This is a genomic window from Occultella gossypii (assembly GCF_019947135.1).
GTDB classification, from domain to species: domain Bacteria; phylum Actinomycetota; class Actinomycetes; order Actinomycetales; family Beutenbergiaceae; genus Occultella; species Occultella gossypii.
The window spans coordinates 122,410-143,812 of the sequence record NZ_JAGSHT010000010.1 but is presented as its reverse complement, the minus strand read 5'-3'; the positions used below and the strand labels follow the sequence as shown (position 1 = coordinate 143,812).

The 21,403-nt window shown below is 70.8% G+C and carries 18 protein-coding genes; 8 read left to right on the top strand and 10 right to left on the bottom strand.

Going from position 1 to position 21,403, the window contains the following annotated elements:
• The first annotated feature begins 25 nt into the window (after positions 1 to 25).
• Positions 26 to 1,324 (top strand): Na+/H+ antiporter NhaA, encoded by a 1,299-nt coding sequence (nhaA, locus tag KCQ71_RS09630; protein WP_372453984.1) that lies wholly within the window; start codon positions 26 to 28, stop codon positions 1,322 to 1,324.
• A 106-nt stretch (positions 1,325 to 1,430) separates the two neighbouring features.
• On the opposite strand, the gene KCQ71_RS09625 is transcribed toward nhaA, so the two are convergent.
• The gene (locus KCQ71_RS09625) at positions 1,431 to 2,468 is read right to left on the bottom strand and encodes an RDD family protein (RefSeq protein WP_223405234.1); all 1,038 of its coding nucleotides are present in this window, start codon (positions 2,466 to 2,468) and stop codon (positions 1,431 to 1,433) included.
• Positions 2,469 to 2,487: 19 nt separating this feature from the next.
• On the opposite strand from KCQ71_RS09625, the gene KCQ71_RS09620 reads away from it, so the two are divergent.
• The gene (locus KCQ71_RS09620) at positions 2,488 to 3,483 is read left to right on the top strand and encodes a stage II sporulation protein M (RefSeq protein ID WP_223405232.1); all 996 of its coding nucleotides are present in this window, start codon (positions 2,488 to 2,490) and stop codon (positions 3,481 to 3,483) included.
• Positions 3,484 to 3,546: 63 nt separating this feature from the next.
• On the opposite strand, the gene KCQ71_RS09615 is transcribed toward KCQ71_RS09620, so the two are convergent.
• Positions 3,547 to 4,668 carry an acetylxylan esterase gene (locus tag KCQ71_RS09615; RefSeq protein ID WP_223405230.1) on the bottom strand — a complete coding sequence of 374 codons (1,122 nt, stop codon included), beginning with the start codon at positions 4,666 to 4,668 and terminating at the stop codon, positions 3,547 to 3,549.
• Between the two features lie 192 nt (positions 4,669 to 4,860).
• Between KCQ71_RS09615 and KCQ71_RS09610 the strand changes: the two genes are divergently transcribed.
• The 3 genes from KCQ71_RS09610 to KCQ71_RS09600 are packed head-to-tail and all read left to right on the top strand — an operon-like array spanning position 4,861 to position 8,070.
• Positions 4,861 to 6,189: an ABC transporter substrate-binding protein gene (locus KCQ71_RS09610; RefSeq protein WP_223405229.1), complete on the top strand. Its 1,329-nt coding sequence runs from the start codon at positions 4,861 to 4,863 to the stop codon at positions 6,187 to 6,189.
• A gap of 49 nt (positions 6,190 to 6,238) precedes the next feature.
• Complete coding sequence (locus KCQ71_RS09605) at positions 6,239 to 7,168, top strand: carbohydrate ABC transporter permease (protein ID WP_223405226.1); 930 nt, start codon at positions 6,239 to 6,241, stop codon at positions 7,166 to 7,168.
• Complete coding sequence (locus tag KCQ71_RS09600) at positions 7,165 to 8,070, top strand: carbohydrate ABC transporter permease (RefSeq protein ID WP_223405224.1); 906 nt, start codon at positions 7,165 to 7,167, stop codon at positions 8,068 to 8,070. Before KCQ71_RS09605 ends, KCQ71_RS09600 begins: the two co-directional genes overlap by 4 nt.
• A gap of 24 nt (positions 8,071 to 8,094) precedes the next feature.
• Here KCQ71_RS09600 and KCQ71_RS09595 read toward each other — a convergent pair whose 3' ends face one another.
• The 8 genes from KCQ71_RS09595 to KCQ71_RS09560 all read right to left on the bottom strand — a co-directional run bounded on the left by KCQ71_RS09595 (position 8,095) and on the right by KCQ71_RS09560 (position 17,132).
• Positions 8,095 to 8,811 carry a FadR/GntR family transcriptional regulator gene (locus KCQ71_RS09595; RefSeq protein WP_223405221.1) on the bottom strand — a complete coding sequence of 239 codons (717 nt, stop codon included), beginning with the start codon at positions 8,809 to 8,811 and terminating at the stop codon, positions 8,095 to 8,097.
• 11 nt (positions 8,812 to 8,822) lie between these two features.
• Positions 8,823 to 9,935, bottom strand: a complete 1,113-nt coding sequence (locus KCQ71_RS09590) for an L-talarate/galactarate dehydratase (protein ID WP_223405877.1) — start codon at positions 9,933 to 9,935, stop codon at positions 8,823 to 8,825.
• Positions 9,936 to 10,320: 385 nt separating this feature from the next.
• Complete coding sequence (locus KCQ71_RS09585; protein ID WP_223405219.1) at positions 10,321 to 10,500, bottom strand: hypothetical protein; 180 nt, start codon at positions 10,498 to 10,500, stop codon at positions 10,321 to 10,323.
• A gap of 252 nt (positions 10,501 to 10,752) precedes the next feature.
• The gene (locus KCQ71_RS09580; RefSeq protein ID WP_223405216.1) at positions 10,753 to 12,045 is read right to left on the bottom strand and encodes a DUF58 domain-containing protein; all 1,293 of its coding nucleotides are present in this window, start codon (positions 12,043 to 12,045) and stop codon (positions 10,753 to 10,755) included.
• Positions 12,045 to 13,001, bottom strand: coding sequence for an AAA family ATPase (locus tag KCQ71_RS09575; protein WP_223405875.1), 957 nt, complete (start codon positions 12,999 to 13,001; stop codon positions 12,045 to 12,047). The genes KCQ71_RS09580 and KCQ71_RS09575 overlap by 1 nt, the downstream gene beginning before the upstream one ends.
• Before the next feature lie 971 nt (positions 13,002 to 13,972).
• A complete protein-coding gene (locus KCQ71_RS09570) occupies positions 13,973 to 15,199 on the bottom strand; it encodes a DUF4350 domain-containing protein (protein WP_223405214.1) in 1,227 nt (408 codons plus the stop codon).
• The gene (locus KCQ71_RS09565) at positions 15,196 to 15,900 is read right to left on the bottom strand and encodes a DUF4129 domain-containing protein (protein ID WP_223405212.1); all 705 of its coding nucleotides are present in this window, start codon (positions 15,898 to 15,900) and stop codon (positions 15,196 to 15,198) included. Before KCQ71_RS09565 ends, KCQ71_RS09570 begins: the two co-directional genes overlap by 4 nt.
• Positions 15,897 to 17,132, bottom strand: coding sequence for a DUF7847 domain-containing protein (locus tag KCQ71_RS09560; protein ID WP_223405210.1), 1,236 nt, complete (start codon positions 17,130 to 17,132; stop codon positions 15,897 to 15,899). Before KCQ71_RS09560 ends, KCQ71_RS09565 begins: the two co-directional genes overlap by 4 nt.
• A 97-nt stretch (positions 17,133 to 17,229) precedes the next feature.
• Between KCQ71_RS09560 and mtrA the strand changes: the two genes are divergently transcribed.
• From mtrA to KCQ71_RS09545, 3 genes are read left to right on the top strand one after another with little or no spacing between them, the layout of a single operon-like run.
• Entirely contained in the window at positions 17,230 to 17,913 is a 684-nt protein-coding gene (gene mtrA / locus KCQ71_RS09555; protein ID WP_223405208.1) for an MtrAB system response regulator MtrA, read from the top strand.
• Entirely contained in the window at positions 17,910 to 19,649 is a 1,740-nt protein-coding gene (gene mtrB / locus KCQ71_RS09550; protein ID WP_223405207.1) for an MtrAB system histidine kinase MtrB, read from the top strand. The genes mtrA and mtrB overlap by 4 nt, the downstream gene beginning before the upstream one ends.
• Entirely contained in the window at positions 19,646 to 21,346 is a 1,701-nt protein-coding gene (locus KCQ71_RS09545) for an LpqB family beta-propeller domain-containing protein (protein WP_223405205.1), read from the top strand. The genes mtrB and KCQ71_RS09545 overlap by 4 nt, the downstream gene beginning before the upstream one ends.
• Positions 21,347 to 21,403: the final 57 nt, after the last annotated feature.

The following is a 21,403-nucleotide window of genomic DNA, read 5'->3' as shown; positions in this document are numbered from 1 at the left end:
CCCACATCACCGACCCCTCAGGAGCATGCCCGTGAGCCACAAGGAACCAGCCGAGCCGTTGTTCAGCGGGCTGACCGAGGGTGGGCTGCGCAACTACCTCGACACCCTCCGCGGGGAGGCGATCGGCGGGATCCTACTGATCGTCGGCGCCGCGGTCGCGCTGATCTGGGCGAACTCGCCGTGGAGCGAGAGCTACGTGGCGATCCGCGACTTCCGGTTCGGCATCGAGGCCTGGCACCTGGACCTGACCGTCGGCCAGTGGGCCGCTGACGGCCTGCTCGCCATCTTCTTCTTCGTCGTCGGCGTCGAGCTCAAACGCGAGATCGTCACCGGGGAGCTACGGCGGCCGTCCACCGCGATCGTGCCGGTCGCGGCCGCCGTCGGCGGCATGGCCGCACCCGCCCTGATCTACCTGGCCATCAACCTGAGCGCGGACGGCGGCGCACCCCACGGCTGGGCGATCCCGACCGCGACCGACATCGCGTTCGCCGTCGCCATCCTCTCGATCGTCGGCCGCAGGCTGCCGACGGCGTTGCGCGCCTTCCTGCTCACGCTCGCCGTGGTCGATGACCTCCTCGCGATCGTGATCATCGCCGTCGCCTACACCGACGGGCTCACCCTGGCCTGGCTCGTTGCCGCGGCCGCCTGCGTGCTGGTCTTCGCCCTGCTGCTGCGCCGTGGGATCACGTCCTGGTACCTGCTCATCCCGCTGGGCGTGGCGACCTGGTTCTTCATGCACTCCTCCGGGATCCACGCCACGATCGCCGGCGTGGCACTCGGCATGGTGGTGCCGGCCCTGCCGCTGAAGGGCAGGGCTGCGGCACGTCGACCGGCGAACCTTCGCGACGGTGCGTCGATGGCGGAGGTCTTCGAGTACCGCTGGCGCCCGGTCTCGGCGGGGTTCGCCGTGCCGGTCTTCGCGCTCTTCACCGCCGGTGTGGCCGTCGATCCGACGTCGCTCGGCGAGGCTTTGCGGGACCCGGTGGCGCAGGGTGTCGCGCTCGGTCTCGTGATCGGCAAACCGATCGGGATCACCGTGGCCACGTGGCTGATCTCCCGGCTCCGGCACGTGAATCTGGCGCCCGGGCTCGGCTGGGCGGACGTGATCGGCGTGGGTGTGCTCGCCGGCATCGGGTTCACCGTGTCCCTGCTCGTGGCCGAGCTGGCCTTCGGCGTGGGTGCCCCCGAGGACGAGCATGCGAAGATCGCGGTCCTGGGCGCGTCCCTGGTGGCCGCGGTCCTCGGCGCGATCCTGCTGCTCTGGCGGGGCCGGGTGCACGCGGCCCGGGAGGAGCCGGCGGGGACTGAGCAGTCGGCAGCGTGACTCGCACCTGCGGCGGTGACTTCGCACGCCCTGCGGGAGCGAGGTCGGCGCAGCGGGTACTAGGTCGACGCAGGCGGGCTCGCCCTGCGCTACACCTCCGAGGCGGTCAGGCGTAGTCGGTGACCCCGTACGGCAACCGCCGGATGTGCTCGCTCTCGTCCAGCCGGCGGGCCTGACCCTCGAGGCCGGCGGCGTACTCGCGGTCTCGGCGCTCCACCAGCACGGCGGCGACGAACCGCTCCGGGTTCGTGCCCCACGGCGGCGGCGGCGAGACATACGGCTCGATCGCGGCGGCCAGCGCCCGGCCCAGCTGCAGCCGCGTGTACGGCGCCAGGGTGCCGGTCCGGGACAGGAACACCCGCGCGTGCAGGGCCAGGTTGTCCGGGAGGCGACGGATGTCCGCGCGCTCGGCCCAGGCACCCAGGTCCGGCGGCATCAGCAGCGGCGCGACGGCGAGCTCCGTGCCCCGCTCCCGCACGGCATAGGTCCCGGCGAGGAAGTCGCCGAGCCGTTTGCTGCGGTTGTTGAAGATCGCGGTCAGCACCGCGATGCTGCCGAGGCAGAACCAGATCTCGCCGACCGCGGTCAGGGCCCGGACGAACGCCTGCCGGAACCGCACCGGGCCGCCGTCGTCGCGCACCACGCGCAGGCCCATGGCAACCTTGCCGGCGGACAGACCGCGGGTGATCGTCTCCACCGCGGTGGGCACGATGACCATCATCACGGCCATCGTGGACACGATCAGGACGCCGGCCTGGGAGTCGTTCACGATGAACCGCAGGCAGAGCAGGATGATGGCGACGCCGATGATGCCGTAGACGGCCAGGTCGACGACTCCCGAGCCGATCCGGGACATCAGCCCGGCCGGGCGCAGTTCGAGCGCGACCGCCTCGCCGGTGACGATCAGGTCGGCCGGATTGCCCGACGGCGTAGCCGGGTTCGACGAGGACGGCTGCGGTACCGGGGCGCTCGGGTTGGGGGCGGGGCCGCGCCGCGGCGGCACCGGTTGCCGGGGCGGGTGGTTGCCGCGCTGCTGCGGCGCCGCGTACGGGTCGGCCGACGCACCTGGAACGCTGCCGGCGCCGGCCGGCCCCGGCCCGCCGGCCGGCGGCGACGCGTACGGGCTGGGCGCGACGGAGGACATATATGGCAGGGTAGCGGTCGTGGATGTGGATGCGTTCGTCGCCGTGAACTCGCCCCGGTGGGAGCGACTCGACGCACTCGTGAAGCAACGCCGCCTGACCGGCGCCGAGAGCGACGAACTGGTCAACCTCTACCAGAGCACCGCGACCCACCTGTCCCAGGTACGCACGTCGGCCCCGGACCCGAGCCTGGTCTCCCGGCTCTCCGGCACACTGGCCCGCGCTCGCGGGCACATCGCAGGCGCCCATGAACCAGCCCTGGCGGACCTGCAGCGGTTCGTCCTGATCTCAGTGCCGGCCGCGTTCTACCGGGTCCGGTGGTGGACCGTCGCGATGATGCTGCTGTTCATCGTGGTGGCCGTGGGCAACGGGATCTTCACCTACAACAGCCCGGAGGCGCTGGCCGCGTTCGGGACCCCGAGCCAGCGGCAGATCTACGCCGAGCAGCTGTTCGAGGCTTATTACTCCAACAACCCCGCGCCGGACTTCGCCGCCCAGGTGTGGACGAACAACGCGTGGATCGCGGCCCGGTCCATCGGCCTGGGCATCACCGGCTACTTCCCGGTCCAGATCCTCGTCTCGAACGCGGCCGCGATCGGCTCGGCCGCGGCGGTGATGGCGGAGTTCGGGCTGCTCGACCTGTTCTTCGCCCTGATCCTGCCGCACGGGCTCATGGAGCTGACGGCGATCTTCATCGCCTGCGGGGCCGGGCTGAAGATCTTCTGGACCGTGGTCGCACCGGGTCGGCGTACCCGCACCCGGGCGCTCGCGGAGGAGGGCCGGGCCCTCTTCACGGTGGCCATCGGCCTGGTGTTCGTGCTCGCGGTGAGCGGTCTCGTCGAGGGGTTCGTGACGCCGTCGTCCCTGCCCACCGGCGTGAAGATCACCATCGGAGCACTCGTCCTCGCCGGGTACTGGGCCTACACGATCATCCTCGGCCGGATCGCCGTGCGGGACGGCGAGACCGGAGACGTGCGCGCCGAGCACGCCGAGGACACCGTCGCGATGGCCGCCTGAGCCGTCGGTCGCACGGCCGAGAGCGCGCCGCCCCCGGCCACCGACGTCAGCAGCGTCGAGGAGTCAGAGGCTGGCGGCGAGGAAGTCGGCGGCCTCGTGCTGCATGGCGCGGGTCATCGCGTGGTCGGAGTCGAACCACGACGAGGAGTACCGCAGGCGCTCCGATCGGTGCGCCTGCAGCAGCGCGTCGGCCTCGCGCATGCCATCCAGCGGGAACAGACGATCATGCGCGGCGAACTGGACATGCATGGCCTGTGGAGCGGGCGCGTGCAGCGGGATCAGTGGCCAGTCGGACAATGCCCAGATGCCGGGTGTGTACATCAGCCAGGAGTGGCCGTCCAGGTAGGCGGGCAGCAACGAATCGAAGGTTGCCATCATGCAGCAGACCAGGTGGGCCCGCACGTGCCCGCTCAGCGACGCGAGCATCATCGCCCGCCCACCACCACCGGACGCGCCCAGGGTGCCGATCCGCTCGGGGTCCACGTCCGGCAGCCCTCGCAGGACGTCCAGAGCCGCCAGGTCGTCGTGGGCCACCATGCCCGCGAAGCTGGTGCCCAGGAGCCCGGCCACCTTGGCCACCGTGTTCTCATGATCCGCGGCGGCGGCGTTGTAGACCATCTCCTCGGTGGCCTCGATGCCGTCGGCCTGCCACCTGGCCTGCCAACCGTGTAGGTGCCGGGCGGTGCGGGCGGGGGTCGGGTCGAGTCGGAAACGCCGACTGCCCCACGCGAACGTGTCATGGGCGAGCACGGCGAAGCCCCGCGCCGCGAGCAGATTGGCGATCGCCTGCCCCTCGTACATGCTCGACCGGAGCGCTCGGGCCTCGGGAGAGTCCTCAGCGCCGAGATCCACGAGTCGCTCCGCACCCAGCCACTTGTTCCCCGAGTGGCAGTGCATCAGCAGGACGGCGGGGAGCGGGCCGCGGGACTTCTCCGGGCGCAGGAAGTGAGCCGCGGTGGGTGGGCCGTAGCCGAGTTGCCACGTGAGAGGGCTGATCCGGACGCCGTCCAGGACCCGTTCGCGACCGAAGGTGACGCGGGGATCCGCATCGCGAGCGGGCGGTCGCAACACCGAGGCCAGCGGCGACTCGGCGGCCTCCGAGGCGGGGGTCGCGGCACTGGCCCGAACGTACTCGGGCCAGTCCTCGTAGTCGCCGATCGCGCTCGGCAGCGAGTTCGTTGCCACAGTTCTCCCTTGCTGCCCGAGCCTACGGCGGCCCGGAATGATGGTCGGTCGTGTTCCGGAGAGAGTGCTTGACTTAAGTCATCGTACCAGTATCGTAGTTGTCATACGACTGAGTCACGATGTGGCTACCCGGTCGACGGAGTTGTCGAACTCGGCCTGCCCAGCAGGCGGGAAAGTGTGGAGGGAACTCGTATGAAGATCGTTCACAGCAGGAAGTCCCGATCCGCGGCCATCGCTGCGGCTACCGCGCTGGTCCTGGTGCCGCTGGCCGCGTGTGGCGGCGGCGATGGCTCGGGCGATGCCGACGGTGTCGTCGAGATCCAGTTCTGGGACACGCAGGCGACGCCGGCGCGAACCGAGTCGCTCAACGAGATCATCGACCTGTTCGAGGCGCAGAACCCGGACATCCGGGTCTCCTATGTGGGACTGCCCTCGGACTCGTACGAGCAGAAGGTCGACACGGCGATCGCGACCGGCTCGACGCCGGATGTGATCACCGCCAGCATCACGGACAGCGCGAACTGGGTCGCGCAGGGTGCGTTGGCGCCGTTGGACGACAGGTTCGAGGAGGGCGGCTGGCCCGACCTCATCTCCGCATCCATGGTCGAGACGGCCCGCAGCGTGGTGCCCGACCACCAGCTCTACTTCGCGCCGGACACCGGGCTGGCCAACACGATGTGGCTGAACCTCGGCATTCTCGAGGCCGAGGGTGTGGCCGTACCGACCACCTGGGACGAGTTCTACGACGCCGCGGAACAGTTGACGCATCCGGAGCGGAACCAGTTCGGGTACATCTTCCGTGGTGGCGCCGGGATGTTCCCGCAGGTCCTGGACGCCATGTACGGGCAGTCCGGAGTGTCGAGCTTCTTCGACGATGACGGGAACTCGACCCTGAACGACCCGCGCAACGTGGCCGCGCTGGAGCGCTACGTCGGCCTGTTCGGCAACCAGACCGCCTCGGCGGACCTGACCAACGAGTACACGAACATGGTGGCGCAGTTCGCCTCCGGCAGCGGCGTGCTCATGAACCACAACATCGGCTCCTATCAGGACCACGTCGAGGCCCTCGGTGCCGAGAACGTCCTCGGTCTGCAGCCGTTCCCGTCCGCCGGAGGGCCCGTGACCGTCTCCGGCGCGACCGTGCTCGGGCAGGCCATGTTCGCCGAGAGTGAGCACCCGGACGAGGCCTGGCGTTTCATCGAGTTCTTCCTCGCCCCTGAAGGAAACGCCATCTGGGCCGAGCAATCGGGAAAGATCCCCTCGAACCTCGAGGTGGCCGAGCAGGACTGGATCGTCGAGGCGCAGCCGCTCCAGGCGGCCATCGCCGCGCTGAACGACCCGGCCACCCAGGTTCTGCGGGAGCCGTTCTACCTGCCGGAGTACAACGCGATCGCCAAGACGCAGCTCGAGCCGATGTGGCAGGCGGTCCTGCAGGGGGACATGACCGTCCAGGAGTTCCTGGACACGGCGGCGGCCGCATACACCGAGGCGGAGGCCTCCTACCGGGAACGCGTCTCCTAGCCGGCCCGAGCCAGAGTCATCGACGCCAGACTGGAGTCCTACCGTGGCAATGAGCGTGAAGTCGAGCGATCCGCTCGTCAACCGACATGGGCTGCTCGCCCGGATGCGCCGGGGATCGACCCCGTACCTTCTCCTTGCACCGACCATGGTGTTGCTGCTCGTGTTCCTGTTGTACCCCCTGCTGAGCATCGGCTACTTCAGCCTTCAGCAGTACAACGTGTCCCAGCCGTGGGACAACGGGTTCATCGGGCTCGACAACTTCCGCGCCATGCTGGCGGACGACCTGTTCTGGTCCAGCCTGGTGGTCACCGCCAAGTGGGTGGTCGTGCAGGTGGGCCTCCAACTGGTGTTCGGTCTCGTGCTCGCGCTCATCGTCAACGAGGCGTTCCGTGGGCGCGGATTGGCCCGCGCGGTGCTGTTCTCGCCGTGGGCGGTCTCGGGGGTGCTGACCACGACCATCTGGCTCCTGCTGTACAACCCCGCGGTCGGAGTCAACCGGTATCTGGCGGACCTCGGTCTGGGGGAGTACGGCACCTCGTTGTTGGCGAGCGGGGACACGGCCTTCTGGGCCGCAGTCCTGGCGGAGCTGTGGCGCGGAGTGCCGTTCTTCACGATCCTCATCCTGGCCGATCTGCAGTCGGCGCCCGGGGAGCTGTACGAGGCGGCGCAGGTTGACGGCGCCGGCCGGATCCGGCGGTTCTGGAGCATCACGCTGCCGCACCTGAGGAACTCGATCATCCTCGCGACGCTGCTGCGCGGTGTGTGGGAGTTCAACAACGTGGACCTGCTGTACACCCTCACCGGGGGCGGGCCGGCCAACGCCACCACGACGCTTCCGTTGTATGTGGCGAGAGTGGCCATCGACTCCAAGGAGTTCGGGTATGGCTCGGCCCTCACGATCGCCGCGTTCGTCATCCTTGGCCTCGTCACGGTGCTGTACCTGAAGCTGACCAACTTCGGAAGGGAACCGAACGAATGAGCACCGTCCCCACCGTGACCGAGCGACCCGCCGCCGCGGGGCCGTTGGCGACGGCGGCCCCCGTCCGGCGCCCGACCGCCGAGCGCCGCCGCCGAGAACTGCGCGACCGGGTCATCCTGTACGTGCCACTGTCGCTGTACGTGATCTTCACCGCAGTGCCGTTCTACTGGATGCTGATGTTCGCGCTCCGGCCGGCGGGCTCCACGTCGCTGGTGCCCTGGCCGATCACCTTCGAGCACTTCCACACCGTCTGGGTCGGCGCGGGCTTCGCCATCTTCTTCAAGAACAGTGTGTTCGTCGCGGTCATGAGTCTGATCCTGACGACGTTCGTGGCGCTGCTCGGGGGATACGCGATCGCCCGGTACCGCTTCCGCGGGAAGGCGCTCTTCCTGATCATCATGCTCTGCACCCAGTTCATCCCCGGTGCCATGATGCTCATCCCGCTGTTCGACATCTTCCGCACCGTCGGGCTGATCAACTCCTTGGGCAGCCTGATCGTGGCGGACACGGTGTTCCAGCTGCCGTTGTCGATCATCCTGATGTTCGGATTCATCCGTAATGTCCCGGTGGAACTGGAGGAGGCAGCCTGGATGGATGGATGCAGCCGACTGCGTGGCTTCCGCCTCATCATGCTGCCGCTGATGCGCCCTGCGATCGTCGCGGTCGGTTCCTTCGCGTTCATCAATGCGTGGAACAACTTCCTGTTCGCCCTGATGTTCCTCAACATCCAGGACCGATTCACCGTGCCGGTCGGACTCGGCTACATGCTGGGTGAGTTCAGCGTCGACTTCGGCGCCCTGGCCGCCGGGGGCGTGGTGGCCGCGTTGCCGGTGGTACTGGTCTTCGCCTACGTCCAGAAGTTCCTGGTCCAGGGACTCAGTGCCGGGGCGGTCAAGGGCTGAAGGTGCGCCCTGACCGGCACGGGATCAGCCCTTCAGCCGTGCCCTGGAGTTGGCCAGGTGCAGCCGAATGGCCGCGCGGGCCGTCTCCGGCTCCTGACGGGCGATGGCCTGGACGATCGAGCCGTGCTCGACGGCGGCCAGCCGCACGTTGTCGGGACGGTCCGCGTCATCGCCCGTGAGCAGCCGGAACTTCGGCATCACGATCATCATCGGGCCCATCGACTTCAGCAGCGCGAGGTAGTGCCGGTTCTGGGCGGCGCGGGCGATGGCCAGATGGAGGGCGAAGTCCGCCTCGACCGCCTCGCTCGGGCGAGCCTCGCACTCCAGGAATGTCTGCGTCAGACGCTCGAGTTCCGCGAGCTGCTGATCCGTGCGACGGGTCGCAGCGAGCGCGGCCGCCTCGGACTCGACGCCGAGTCGGAAGTCCAGCAGGTCCCACACATCATCGATCGTATGGATCCCGTTGTTGTCGATCGCGAAGCTGCCCTGGCTCGGCACGTTGAGGACGAACGAACCCCGGCCCTGCTGCGTCTCGACCAGACCGGCCGCCTGGAGCTGGGAGATCGCCTCGCGCACCACGGTTCGGCTGACCTTGTAGGACTCCATCATGGCGCTCTCGGTGGGAAGCTTCTCGCCGCGGCGGATCGTGCCGTCCTGGATCAATGCGGTCAGCCGCAGTGTCAACTCATGGCTGAGGCCTCGAGCGCTCTCACGGTTGATGGGTTCCGGCGCCGGGTCCATGGCCACGAATCCTAGCGGGCCATGAGTTCGGTGGCCTCGACGGTCCAGGCCAGAGCCTGGTCGCTGAGGGTGACACCGAGCCCGGGGCGATCGGGAACGATCATTCGTCCGTCGCGGATCTCGAGGCGTTCGTTGAACAGCGGGTCCAGCCACTCGAAGTGCTCGACCCACGGCTCGCGCGGATAGGCGGCGGCCAGATGGAGGTGGATCTCCATGGCGAAGTGGGGAGCGAGGTCGAGCCCGCTCAGGTCGGCGAGCGTGGCCAATCGCAGGAACGGTGTGATGCCGCCGACGCGTGGGGCATCCGGCTGGAGGATGTCACAGGCGCGGGCATCGATCAGGGCACGGTGCTCGCTGATGCTGGAGAGCATCTCTCCCGTGGCGATCGGCGTATCGAGGGCGGCCGCGAGGGCGGCGTGGCCCTCAGCGTCGTAGGCGTCCAGGGGTTCCTCGATCCAGGTGAGGGAGAACTCCTCCAGCCGCCGCCCCATGCGCAGCGCCGTAGCGCGATCCCACTGTTGGTTGGCGTCGACCATGAGCGGAATGTCGGGGCCGAGGTATTCGCGCATCGCCTGCACCCGGCTGAGGTCCTCGCGAGTGTCCGGGAGGCCGACCTTCAGTTTGATGCCGCCGATCCCGGACGCGAGTGCGCGCGAGGCGTTCTCCTGGACCTCGGCGATGGAACTGTGCAGGAAGCCGCCCGAGGTGTTGTACGTGCGAACCGAGTCGCGGTATGCGCCGAGCAACTTGGCCAGCGGCAGGCAGGCACGCTTCGCCTTGAGGTCCCAGAGCGCGATGTCCAACGCCGCGATCGCCTGGGTCGCGATGCCGCTGCGCCCGACCGAGGCGCCCGCCCAGAGCACCTTCTCGTAGAGGCGCCCGATGTCATTGGGGTCCTCGCCGAGCAGGCAATCGGCGACCTCGCGGGCGTGCGCGTACTGCGCCGGACCACCGGCTCGCTTGGAGTAGCTGAAGCCGATGCCCTCATGGCCCGAACTGCTGCGGATCTCGGCGAACAGCATCATGATCTCGGTCATCGCCCGCTGGCGTCCGGTGAAGACCTTCGCGTCGCTGATCGGCTGTGCCAACGGGAGCCGCACGGAGGAGAGCCGGACCCACTCGATCCGTTCGCCCGACCCGCTCGCTACCTGCGGCGCCGCGGGCGCCGTGGCGGGTGTGGCTGTCACGGTGATCGGTCGCTGACCTTGATCCATTGCGCTGGTGTCCCCTCGGTCGGTGCCGTGTCTGGCGAAGTGTCGATGTCATCATATAAATATGTAAGTCATCGTACAAGTGCTGCGACGGTGCGCCTGGCAGCCCTGAACACACGGTAGGTGCCGGCGGGAGCGAGATCGTCGGCGCGGCAATCGACCACCCGGCGAGCACTGCGCTTCATGAGAGAGCGGAAGTGGCAGCCCCATCTGCACTGTCGAGGGCCGCCGCGATGGCCACGGCGGGCCTCGATCGCCCTCACCAACTGCTCGACGTCGAACAGGGACCTGCTGGTGACTAAGCCCAGAGTCCTTCGGCTTCACCGGCGGGGAAGCGGGCCAGACAGTCGACGATCGTGCGTTCCAGCGTGGTGACCCGAAGCCCCAACCGCTCCCGGATCTCGATCTCGGAATCGGCGAGCCGGCCACGGATCGGCACCAGGTGCCGAGTGGGTTGCCGGGCGACGGTGGTGTACACCCTCGACTCGATCGCCGCGCGCCACCGGCAACTTGTGCCATCCCGCTGCGGTGCGGACGCCGACCACGCACTCGGGCCAGGTACGTACGGCGGCGATGGCTCGCTCGATGTCATCGACCGTTCGCGACCGATCGAGCAGCACACGACCGACCACTGGCTGCCACTAACCGGACTGGCGTCGATACCGGATCGTTGCGCGGGTGTGCTGTGGCGGCTGCCGACTTCCGCGCTCTCGCGGCGGATCTGGGCGGGTCAGAGCCGGCCGGCGGCCTTGAGTGCGAGATAGGTGTCCGCGAGGGCGGGCGCGAGGTCGTCGGGCAGGCGCTCGACCACCTCGGCGCCGACGCGGCGCATCCGGGTGGCGACGGCGCGACGCTCGAGCTCGCCGCGCTCGGCGGCGGCGGCGTCGAACAGGTCCGCAGAGGACTCCCGGGCCTGCCGGAGCAGGTCGGTGTCGGGATCCGTGGCAGAGGCGAGGACCACCTGGTGATCCTTGGACAAGGCCGCGACCACGGGTGCCAGGCCGGAGTCGATGGCGCCGGGCTCGAGCGCGGTCAGGAGCACCACGAGCGAGCGCTGGGAGAGCCGGTCCCGGATGACCTGGGTCACCGCGGTCCAGTCCGGCTCGACCAGGGTCGGGTGCACCGGGGCGAGGGCATCGGCCATCTTCGCCATGATCGCCGGTCCGTGGGTGCCGCTCACCCGGGCCCGGACGGCGCGGTCGATGGCTACGAGTTCCACCCGGTCACCGGCCTTGGAGGCGAGGGCCGCGAGGAGTAGGGCGGCCTCGATGCTGGCGTCCAGCCGGGGCGCCTCGCCGAGTCGCACGGCCGAGAGTCGGGACAGGTCCAGGACCATGAACACGCGACGGTCCCGTTCGGGACGCCAGGTCCGCACCACGACGTCGGCCCGGCGGGCGGTCGCCCGCCAGTCGATGGCCCGGACGTCGTCGCCGATCACATATTCGCGCAGTGAGTCGAACTCGGTGCCGGGTCCGCGGACATTGACGGCCGAGCGCCCGTCCATTTCCCGTAGGCGTGCCAGGCGCGAGGGCAGGTGCCGCCGGGACCGGAACTCCGGAAGCACCCGCAGGTGCCCGGGCACGGTGATCGAGGCCTGCCGGGCGGCCAGCCCGAGCGGGCCGACGGAGCGCACGGTGACCAGGTCCGCCTGCAGGTCCCCGCGGCGCGTGGGCAGCAATGCAGTCCGGGTCCGGCGGGCCTCCCCGGAGGGGATCGTCACCCGGTGCCGGTTCTGGCCATTGCCCGCCGTCGGCTGCCAGGCGTCCCGGATCAAGGCCCGCATCGTCCGCCCGGACGGGTTCGTGACGGTCAGCACCGACTCCGCGGGCTCGGTCAGCCGGACCGAGCCGAGCGGGCGCCGTTCGATCTCCAGCCCTCTCGGCGGTGCCGCGATGACCAGGTCGACGACCACGAGCACCACGACCAGGCCCAACCAGGTCAGCACCGTGCCCACCTCGGGCAGCAGCAGGACCGGGATCAGGCCCAGCGCAAGGAGCGCGACCGTGCGGACGGAGATCGCCATCAGCGTGGTACCGGGACCGACCCCAGGATCCCGTCGAGGACGGTCTCCGCGCTGACTCCCTCGAGCTCGGCCTCGGCACGCAGCTGAACGCGGTGCCGCAATGTCGGGTGCACGAGCGACTTCACGTCGTCCGGGGTGACGAACGTGCGGCCGGACAGCCACGCCCACGCGCGGGAGGTGGCCAGCAGCGCCGTCGCGCCACGGGGCGAGACCCCGAGCGAGAGGGACGGGGAGGTCCGTGTCGCCCGGCAGATGTCGACGATGTACGCGAGCACCTCCGGCCCCACCTGCACCTTCGCGACCTCCGCTCGGGCAGCCTCCAGATCGTCGGCGTCGGCGACCTCGGTGACGCCGGCGGCCTTGAGGTCACGGGGGTCGAAGGCGTGCGCGTGCCGGTTGATGATCTCGATCTCCTCGCTGCGGCCCGGCAGCGGCAGGATCAGCTTGAGCAGGAAGCGGTCGAGCTGCGCCTCGGGCAGCGGATAGGTGCCCTCGTACTCGACCGGGTTCTGCGTGGCGATCACCACGAACGGGTCCGGCAGCGGCCGCGGGTCACCGTCCACGGTGACCTGCCGTTCCTCCATCGCCTCGAGCAGGGAGGCCTGGGTCTTCGGCGGGGTCCTGTTGATCTCGTCCGCGAGCATCAGGTTCGTGAACACCGGGCCCTCCCGGAAGGAGAACTCGGCGGTGCGTGCGTCGTAGATCAGCGAGCCGGTGATGTCGCCGGGCATCAGGTCAGGCGTGAACTGGACCCGCTTCATCTCCAGGTCCAGGGCCGCACCGAGGGTTCGGGTGAGCAGTGTCTTGGCCACCCCGGGCACGCCCTCGAGCAGCACGTGGCCGCGGCACAGCAGCGCGATGACGAGACCGGTCACCGCCGCCTCCTGACCGACCACCGACTTCGCGACCTCCGCGCGCACACCGGCGAGCTTCCTGCGGGCCGGGGACTCCACGATCGGCTCGGCCGTCGGTACGGGCGCACCGGGCTGCTGCGCCGGCTCGCCGTAGCCAGGGGCCTGGACCGGAGCCGCGTGTCCGGGCGCGCCCTGGTACGCGGGGTTCAGCTGCCCGTACTGGCCCGGGGTCTGGCCCTGACCCGGCACCGTGTACTGACCCTGACCCTGACCCTGACCCTGACCCTGACCCTGACCCTGACCCTGACCCTGACCCTGCTGGTAGCCCTGGCCCTGCGGGGAGTTCTGGCCTGCCTGCACCGCCTGTGCGTAGCCGGCGCCGGCTTGGGCCGGACCAGCCTGGTCGTAGCCCGGGCTGGCCGGCGCCTGGCCGCCGGTCTGGCCGTAGCCGAGCGACTGACCGTACTGTCCGGCCGACTGACTGGCTTGGCCGTAGCTCGGGTCCTGTGCCTGGCTGGCGTGGCCATAGCTCGGGTTCGCCTGTGCCTGGTTGGCGTGGCCGTAGCTCGGGTCCGCCTGCGCCTGAGGGGCTTGGCCGTGGCCCGGACCCGCCGGTGCCTGGCCGGTCTGGCCGTAGCCGAGCGACTGCCCGTACTGACCGGGTGCCTGGCTGGCCTGACCGTAGCCGGGCTGCTGCGTGGCGGCCGCGGCGCTCTCGCGGGCGGCGCGCAGTTCCTCGGGGGAGACGACCTGCGTCGCGTCGGCGACCGGCCGCTCAACCAGTGGTGCTTGCGAGGATGCACCGGCCCCAGCCGCGTCCGTCGCAGCCTCGGCCCGCTCGCGGGCGGCACGCAGCTCCTCCCGCGAGACGACCTGCGTCGCGTCGCCCGGCTCACCGCCGGAACCCGCTGAGACACGGGGTTCCGGCTGAGGCAGAACCTCAGGACCCTCTGCCTCGGCCGGAACCCTGTGCCTCGACCCGGCGGCCGCCTCCGCGGAAGCGCCGGCGGCCGCCTCGGTGGGGTCGGGTGCTTCGCTGGGCGGAGTTGGTTCGTTCGGCCCGGTGGGGTTGCTCATGCGCGATGAACCTCGCTTTCCATGGTGTCCAGGGCTTGGGTGAGAGCGACGAGAGATGCGTCGTCGGTCGGTGGTGGTCCGTACAGGAGATGTTCGAGCTCGTCGGGGCTCCGGCCGGTGGCCCGGACCAGTGACTCGATGACCTGGTCGGGGGCGGCGGAGGTCGGCAGCCCGATCCGGGCGCCGACCCGGGCGAGGGCTCCGGCCCGCAGGGCCGCGCCGGCGTGGGCGTGCGCACCGGCGCGCCGGTACAGCCGGCCGCGCCCGCGGGTGGTCTCAGCGGCGCGGACCACGACGGGCAGCGGCTCGACGACCACGCGCCCGAGGCGGCGGCCGCGCCAGAGCACCACGGCCAGTGCCACGACGAGGAGCTGGTAGACGACGGCGTCGGGCAGGAAGAACGTCTGCGGCGCCGACGCCTCGTCGCCCAGCGTGAACGGGTCGTTCGGGTCCGGCACGTACCAGAGCAGCTGCTCGTGCTGGCCGAGGGCTCGTAGCACGAGGGCGGCGTTGCCCTCCAGGGCGAGCCCTTCGTTCGAGGCCGCGAACCCGTTCGGCAGCGCGCGCCAGGTGCGACCCGCCTCCTCCCAGACGGCGTAGGCGCCGGCCCCGTCCTCGAACGGGAAGCAGATCTCGACGCGGCTGAGGCCGGTGATCCCGGGCCCGGCCGTATCGATGGTGCCCGCGGCCTCGGCGTCCGGGTCCGCGCACTCGGCCGGGCGCGCTGCCCGGGTCCCGCCGGCCTCGACCTCGACGGCCGAGGTCAGGTCCTCGAATGAGGCGTACCCGAGCCCGAGCAGGACCACGTCGGCCCGGGTCTCGGCTAGGGCGGTCATCTGGTCCGAGTTCAGTTCGTCGGCGCCGACGATCACGAGGGTGGTGTCCGCCGCGTCCTGCGCGAGCACGGCCGACGTCCGGGTCACGAGGGTGACATCGACGCCGTGTTCACCGAGGATCTGCGCGGCGGCCCGCGCTCCCTCGGGTTCGGGGTTGTTCGGGGCCAGCGGGATGTCGGAGCGGGACTGGCCACCGCGCCCGAGCGCCACGGCCGCGAGGATCAGGACCACGACGGCGAGCACGACGACGATCACGGTGCGCCGGTTCGTCCGCTCGGGCGCGGAGTCCGCAGGTTCCGGTGCGTCCACGCGCCGGCCGAGCGCGAGGATCGAAGGGCCGGGCGCGCCCGCGGCGGGCGCACCCCGGTCGGTGGCCGTGCCGCTCATCGGGCCGCCGCCCAGGCGTCGGCGGGGCCGGTGGCGGAGGCCCGGGTCGGCCTGGTGGCCGCGACCGTGCGATCCACCTCGCGCAGCCAGGTGTCCTCGCGCGCGGTCGGCTCGATGTGGCCGTAGCAGACCTCGTCGAACAGGTCCGCGGCGCGGTGCAGGTCGTCGGAGCAGCTCGGCAGGCGCTCCGAGGCCGCGGCCGCGGCCTCGCGAGCGGTCCGGCCGAGCCGGTCCTCGAGGATCGTCCGCTCGTCCAGGGACCGCACGATCGCCCGGAAGCGTTCCAGCACGGCCAACGCATGGTCACCGGCGGCGGCCGCCGCGTCCGCCGCGGCGCGCAGCGCCCTGGCGTCGCGGACGTCCCCGTCGAGCACGTCGAAACTGGTGCGTTCGGCAGAACGCAACCTCCGCCGTCGGACCGGCCCGCCGACGAGCAGCACAACGGCGACGATCACGCCGATGATGAGCAGGATCAGCAACGGCAGGAAGATCGGACCGAGCGCCGTGTTGGCGGAGGTGATCGCCTCCCACAGGTCGCCCAGCCAGCGCAGGAACCGGTCCCACAGGCTCGGCTGGTCGTTGTAGATCACCTTGGCGAGCTCGGCCTCCGCCCAGTCCCGGGCCTCGTCCGCCGATGGGTCGAGCGGGACCTCGCGCGGGAGAATCGCCAGTCGGGCCCCCGCCGCCGGCGCAGCCGTCATGGTGCCTCGGCCGCCGCGGCGAGGTCCACGTCCAGGGCCTCGGTGCGGATCCGGATGTCGATGTACAGCAGAGCCACCACCGCGGCCAGGAACGGCGTGGTCAGGGCGGACGCGATCACGCCGCCGGCGAGGGTGAGGATGGTCGTGAGGGTGCCGAAGCCACCGATCGCCTGCCCGATCAGCTGCAGCGGGTAGGTGATGACCTGGGCCAGGATCCCGATCAGGATCGTCGTGAGCAGGTAGATGCCGAACACCCGCCAGAACGTCGGCAGGGTGAGCTTCCAGGACCGCTTCAGCGCGGCGAGGACGCCGGACCGCTCGAGGACCAGTACGGGCGTCGCCAGCACCGTGACGGTGATGACGAAGGCCAGTGCCGCGAGGAGCCCCAGCACCCCGAGGATCCCCGCGATCGCGATCACGCTGAGCGACCCGGACGCGGCCGCCAGCACGATGATGCCGACGAACACGAAGGTCACCAGCGCCACGAGCAGCAGGATCACGAGGGTGAGCAGCAGCAGGCGTCCGATCTGCGGCTTGACCGCCTGCCACACGTCGGCGAGGCTCATCTTCCGGCCGATCACCGACTGGCTCACCGAGTGGATCAGCACCCCGGTCAGGATCGTCGAGACCACGAACGAGAGCAGCCCGGACACCCCGGTGGCGAGCAGCTGCGACTGCAGCGTCGCGGTGATGTTGTCGAGGGCCTCGGAGTCGGACACCATCGGGTCGAAGTTGCGGAGCGTCTCGTTCAGCTGCTCGAAGGTGCCCCAGGTGGCGATCGCCTGGATCACGCCGAGGACCGCGACCACGATGGCGGCGAGCACGAACATCACGGTGGGGTTGGCCCGGATCGAGCGGAACGCGCCGTCGTAGATCTCGCCGAGGGTGAGCGGCCGCAGCGGGATGATGCCAGGCTGCGGCGCCGGCCCCAACGGGGTCATGTTCGCGCTCGGGTCGACTGGCCCGTACTGACCGTAGGAGCCCGACGGCGGAGGTCCGGCCGGTCCGGGCGGTGGCGTGCCGTACTGGCCGGGTTGGTGCGGGGGCTGCTGCTGGCCCTGCGGGTAGCCGCCCGGCTGACCCTGTGGGTACCCCCCGGGCTGCCCCTGGTCATACTCGCCGGGCTGCCCCGGCGTGGTCCCGTAGCCGCCGGGGCTGACATCGCCCCAGCCCGTCGGCCCGGTCCCGTTCGGGTCCGGCCGGGGCGGTGTGGGCTCTCCACGCTCGGTCATGGGATGGTCTTTCTCCTTCGTCGGCGGTGCGCCGCGTTCATCTTTGCATGAGCGTGGTCGCGCCCCCTCCTCGCGCGAAGGTGTCACGATAGGGCGCATGAATGCACGTGTGCTCGTGGTCGATGATGACGCCGCCCTCTCGGAGATGATCGGGATCGTCCTGCAGTCGGAGAACTTCGAGGCCTCCTTCTGCGCCGACGGCGCGAAGGCGGTGGATGCGTTCCGGACCGTGGAGCCGGATCTGGTGCTGCTGGACCTGATGCTGCCCGGCATGGACGGCATCGAGATCTGCCGGCGGATCCGCGCCGAGTCCGGTGTGCCGATCGTGATGCTGACCGCCAAGAGCGACACCACCGATGTGGTCAAGGGCTTGGAGGCCGGCGCCGACGACTACATCGCGAAGCCGTTCAAGCCCACCGAGCTCGTCGCCCGGATCCGCGCGCGGCTACGCCACGGCGAGACCCAGGGCACCGAGCAGCTGCTGATCGCGGACCTGGCCATCGACGTCCCCGGGCACCGGGTCACGCGTGACAGCGAGGCCATCAACCTCACCCCGCTCGAGTTCGACCTGATCGTGGCGTTGGCGCGCAAGCCCTGGCAGGTGTTCTCCCGCGAGGTACTCCTCGAGCAGGTCTGGGGCTACCGGCACCAGGCGGACACCCGGCTCGTCAACGTGCACGTCCAGCGGCTGCGCGCGAAGGTGGAGAAGGACCCGGAGAACCCGGAGGTCGTGGTGACCGTGCGTGGCGTCGGATACCGGGCCGGCACCCCCGTGCGATGACCGACGCGGCGGGTGGGGCGGACCCGCCCCCGCGCGCCGACGCCTTCGCGGGAGTGCGGCGGCGCGCCGAGCGTTGGCGCCGGCTGCTCCGGGTCCGGGCCCGGCTCGCGCTCCTGGCCTGGCGGCGCTCGCTGCGCCTGCGCGTGGCCAGCACCACGGTCGCCGTCGGCGTGATCGCACTGGCGCTGCTCGGTCTGCTGCTGTCCGCGCAGATCCGCGACGGGCTCTTCGACGACCGCCGCGACCAGGTCCTCGCCGACGCCGCGACCCGGGCGGACCTGGCCCAGCAGCAGTTCGACGCCTCGACGGTCTCCTCCACCCAGGAGGTCCAGCAGCTCGCGACCGACATGGTGGCGGGACTGCAGGAGACCTCGGCGGGCAGCTCCGGTGTGTTCCTGATGCGCTCCCCGAACACTCCGGCGCTCATCCTTGACCCGTCCACGAACGACTCGCTGCGGCCCCTGATCTCCCCGGAACTGCGCGAGCGCGTCCAGGCCGACCACTTCCAGGCCTGGCAGTCGGTCGCGATCCCGCGCTCCGACGGCGGCGTCACCCCCGGGATCGCGGTCGGCTCGGCGGTCACCCTTCCGCTGGCCGGTGAGTACGAGCTGTACCTCATCTACAGCCTCGGCGCGGAGCAGCAGAACCTGGACCTGCTGCAGGGGGTCCTCACCGTCGGTGCGGTGAGTCTGCTGGTGCTGTTGCTCGCGATGGCCTGGTACCTGACCCGGCAGGTCCTCGACCCGGTCCAGCAGGCGGCCCGGACGGCGGAGCGACTCGCCCACGGTCACCTCACCGAACGCATGCAGGTGCGCGGCGACGACGAGCTCGCGCTGCTCGGGCGCTCCTTCAACGAGATGGCCGAGAGCCTGCAGCACCAGATCGAGCGGCTCGCGAACCTGTCCCTGATGCAGCAGCGCTTCGTCTCCGACGTCTCGCACGAACTGCGCACGCCGCTGACCACCGTGCGGATGGCCTCCGAGGTCCTCTACCACGCCCGCGACGAGTTCACCCCGGTGCAGGCCCGATCGGCCGAACTGTTGCAGACCCAGCTGGACCGGTTCGAGGCACTCCTCGCCGACCTCCTGGAGATCTCGCGGTTCGACGCCGGCGCCGCGACCCTCGAGGCCGAGGAGGCGGACGTGCGCGAGGTGGTCCGCCGGGTCGTGGACCTGACCGCGCCACTCGCGGCGAACCGCGGCTCCGAGCTCGTCATGCACCTGGCCTCGAGCTCCTGCACCGCGGACATCGATCAGCGGCGCGTCGAGCGGGTGCTCCGCAACCTGATCGTCAACGCCATCGAGCACGGCGAGGGAGGGCCGATCGACGTCCTCGTCGGCGTGGACGCCCGCGTCGTGGACGTGGTGGTCCGCGACCACGGCATCGGGATGACCGCGATGGAGGCCGAGCACGTGTTCGACCGGTTCTGGCGCGCCGACCCGGCCCGGGCACGCACTCTCGGCGGCACCGGCCTCGGCCTGGCGATCTCCCTCGAGGACGCCCGGCTGCACGGCGGCGACCTGGAGGCCTGGGGGAGCCCGGGCGAGGGGGCCGCGTTCCGGCTCTCCCTGCCCCGCCGGGCCGGCCAGTCGATCACCACGCACCCGCTCGCGCTGCGTCCGGTGCGGTCCGACCCGAACCTGGAGCCGCCCGACGACACCTCCGCCGCGAACCCGGCCGCGCTGCCCGACCTGCACCCGGAATCGCCCACCAGCCACGAGGAGGTCAACGGATGACCGCGAACGCAACCATGACCCGGAAGGCGCGGGCCGCCGTCGTCATCCTCGCGCTCGCCGCGATCGCGGGCTGCGCGAGCCTGCCGACGGACGGCGCGGTGCAACGCGGGGTGGAGGCGGCACCGGACACCAGCGGCATTGTGCTCTCCGCCGAGGACCCGAGACCGGACGCGTCCCCGAGCGAGATCGTGCGGGGGTTCCTGGCCGGGAGCGCCGGCGGGCTGAACGACAACTTCGCGGTCGCCCGCAAGTTCCTCACGACCGAGGGCAGCGACCAGTGGGACCCGGCCGGCGGCGTCGTCATCTACTCCGGCAGCGCCGCCCTCGAGGTCGTCGAGGGCGACGACGGCGTCGTGGAGGTGCGGGTCACGGTCGCGGGCACGGTCGACCCGAACGGGGTGCGCACCGAGGCCCGGCCGGGCACCGAGACCACCCAGGAGTTCCGGCTGACGCAGGACGCCGACGCGCAGTGGCGCATCGAGAGCCTGCCCGACGGCGTCCTCATCTCCGACGTCAACTTCGGCTCGCAGTACCGCGGTACCCCGCTGTACTTCCTGTCCCCGGACGCCACCATGCTGGTACCGGACATGCGGTTCTACCCGGCCCGCAACACCGCCACCTACGCCATGAACGGCCTCCTCGGCGGGCCCGTCGAGTGGCTGAGCACCGGGGTGATCAGCGCGATCCCGAGCGGCACCTCGCTCACCCTGGACACCGTGCCCGTCTCCGCGGGGACCGCGACAGTGGACGTGACCGAGGAGATCTCCGCCGCCGGGGCGACCGACCGCGCCCGCCTCCAGGCGCAGATCCAGGCCACCCTCACCGCGCTGCCCCAGGTCCAGGACGTGGAGATCCTCGTCGACTCGAGGCCGTTCAACATCTCGGACGTCGACCTCGATCTCACCCTGAACCCCGGGGTCGGCACGTCGCCGACCATGCTCTCCGGCGACGCCCTGGTGCGGTTCAACGGGACCATGCTCTCGCCCGCGCCGAACACGGCCCCGTTGACCGGCATCGACGCGTCCGACCCGGCGCTGCCCCACGGCGACGACTTCGCCGTCGCGCTCGCGGACGACCGGTTCCTGATCACGGTGCCGACCCCGGAGACCGCCTCGGTGACGCTGCTCGAGGGCGCCGCGCTGCTCGATCCCTCCTTCGACCGGTTCGGGTGGGTCTGGACCGGGGAACGCACCAACGCCGGGCGGTTGCTCCTGGCCCGGACGGACGGGTCCACGGCCACGCTGGAGGCACCGGCGCTCGCCGGGGCCCAGGTCGCCTCGATCCGGGTCAGCCGGGACGGCACCCGGATGGCCGTCGTGTACACCGGCGGTGGCGCGATGCGCGTGGAGGTGGTCGCCATCACCCGGGACGCCGACGGGGTGCCGATCCGGCTCGGTCCGCCGCTGAGCCTCGCACCGTCGATGACGTCGGCCACCCAGGTGGTCTGGGTCGATGAGTCCACCCTCGCGGTGCTCGGCGCGAGCGGTGGGTCCATCAGCGTGCACCTGGTGACCGTCGGCGGTCAGCCGACGAGGTCCCTGCCCACCGTGGTCGACTCCGCCTCGATCGCGGCCGCCCGGGGCGAGCGTGAGCTCTACCTGGTCACCTCCGACGGGCATCTATACGCCCGCTCGGGGAACGGGTGGCGGCCGGTGTCCGGCCTGGATCCGGTGCGGGACCCGACCTTCCCCGGCTGAGGCCGTCGCGGCTGTGTCCCTGCGCCGTCCACGCGCCGATGCCCCCTTGTCCACAGG

Coding starts and splice junctions, on each gene's coding strand:
- nhaA (WP_372453984.1), top strand. CDS start 26: ATGCCCGTGAGCCACAAGGAACCAGCCGAGCCGTTGTTCAGCGGGCTG.
- KCQ71_RS09625 (WP_223405234.1), bottom strand. CDS start 2,468: ATGTCCTCCGTCGCGCCCAGCCCGTACGCGTCGCCGCCGGCCGGCGGG.
- KCQ71_RS09610 (WP_223405229.1), top strand. CDS start 4,861: ATGAAGATCGTTCACAGCAGGAAGTCCCGATCCGCGGCCATCGCTGCG.
- KCQ71_RS09605 (WP_223405226.1), top strand. CDS start 6,239: ATGAGCGTGAAGTCGAGCGATCCGCTCGTCAACCGACATGGGCTGCTC.
- KCQ71_RS09600 (WP_223405224.1), top strand. CDS start 7,165: ATGAGCACCGTCCCCACCGTGACCGAGCGACCCGCCGCCGCGGGGCCG.
- KCQ71_RS09595 (WP_223405221.1), bottom strand. CDS start 8,811: ATGGACCCGGCGCCGGAACCCATCAACCGTGAGAGCGCTCGAGGCCTC.
- KCQ71_RS09580 (WP_223405216.1), bottom strand. CDS start 12,045: ATGGCGATCTCCGTCCGCACGGTCGCGCTCCTTGCGCTGGGCCTGATC.
- KCQ71_RS09570 (WP_223405214.1), bottom strand. CDS start 15,199: ATGAGCGGCACGGCCACCGACCGGGGTGCGCCCGCCGCGGGCGCGCCC.
- KCQ71_RS09565 (WP_223405212.1), bottom strand. CDS start 15,900: ATGACGGCTGCGCCGGCGGCGGGGGCCCGACTGGCGATTCTCCCGCGC.
- KCQ71_RS09560 (WP_223405210.1), bottom strand. CDS start 17,132: ATGACCGAGCGTGGAGAGCCCACACCGCCCCGGCCGGACCCGAACGGG.
- mtrA (WP_223405208.1), top strand. CDS start 17,230: ATGAATGCACGTGTGCTCGTGGTCGATGATGACGCCGCCCTCTCGGAG.
- mtrB (WP_223405207.1), top strand. CDS start 17,910: ATGACCGACGCGGCGGGTGGGGCGGACCCGCCCCCGCGCGCCGACGCC.
- KCQ71_RS09545 (WP_223405205.1), top strand. CDS start 19,646: ATGACCGCGAACGCAACCATGACCCGGAAGGCGCGGGCCGCCGTCGTC.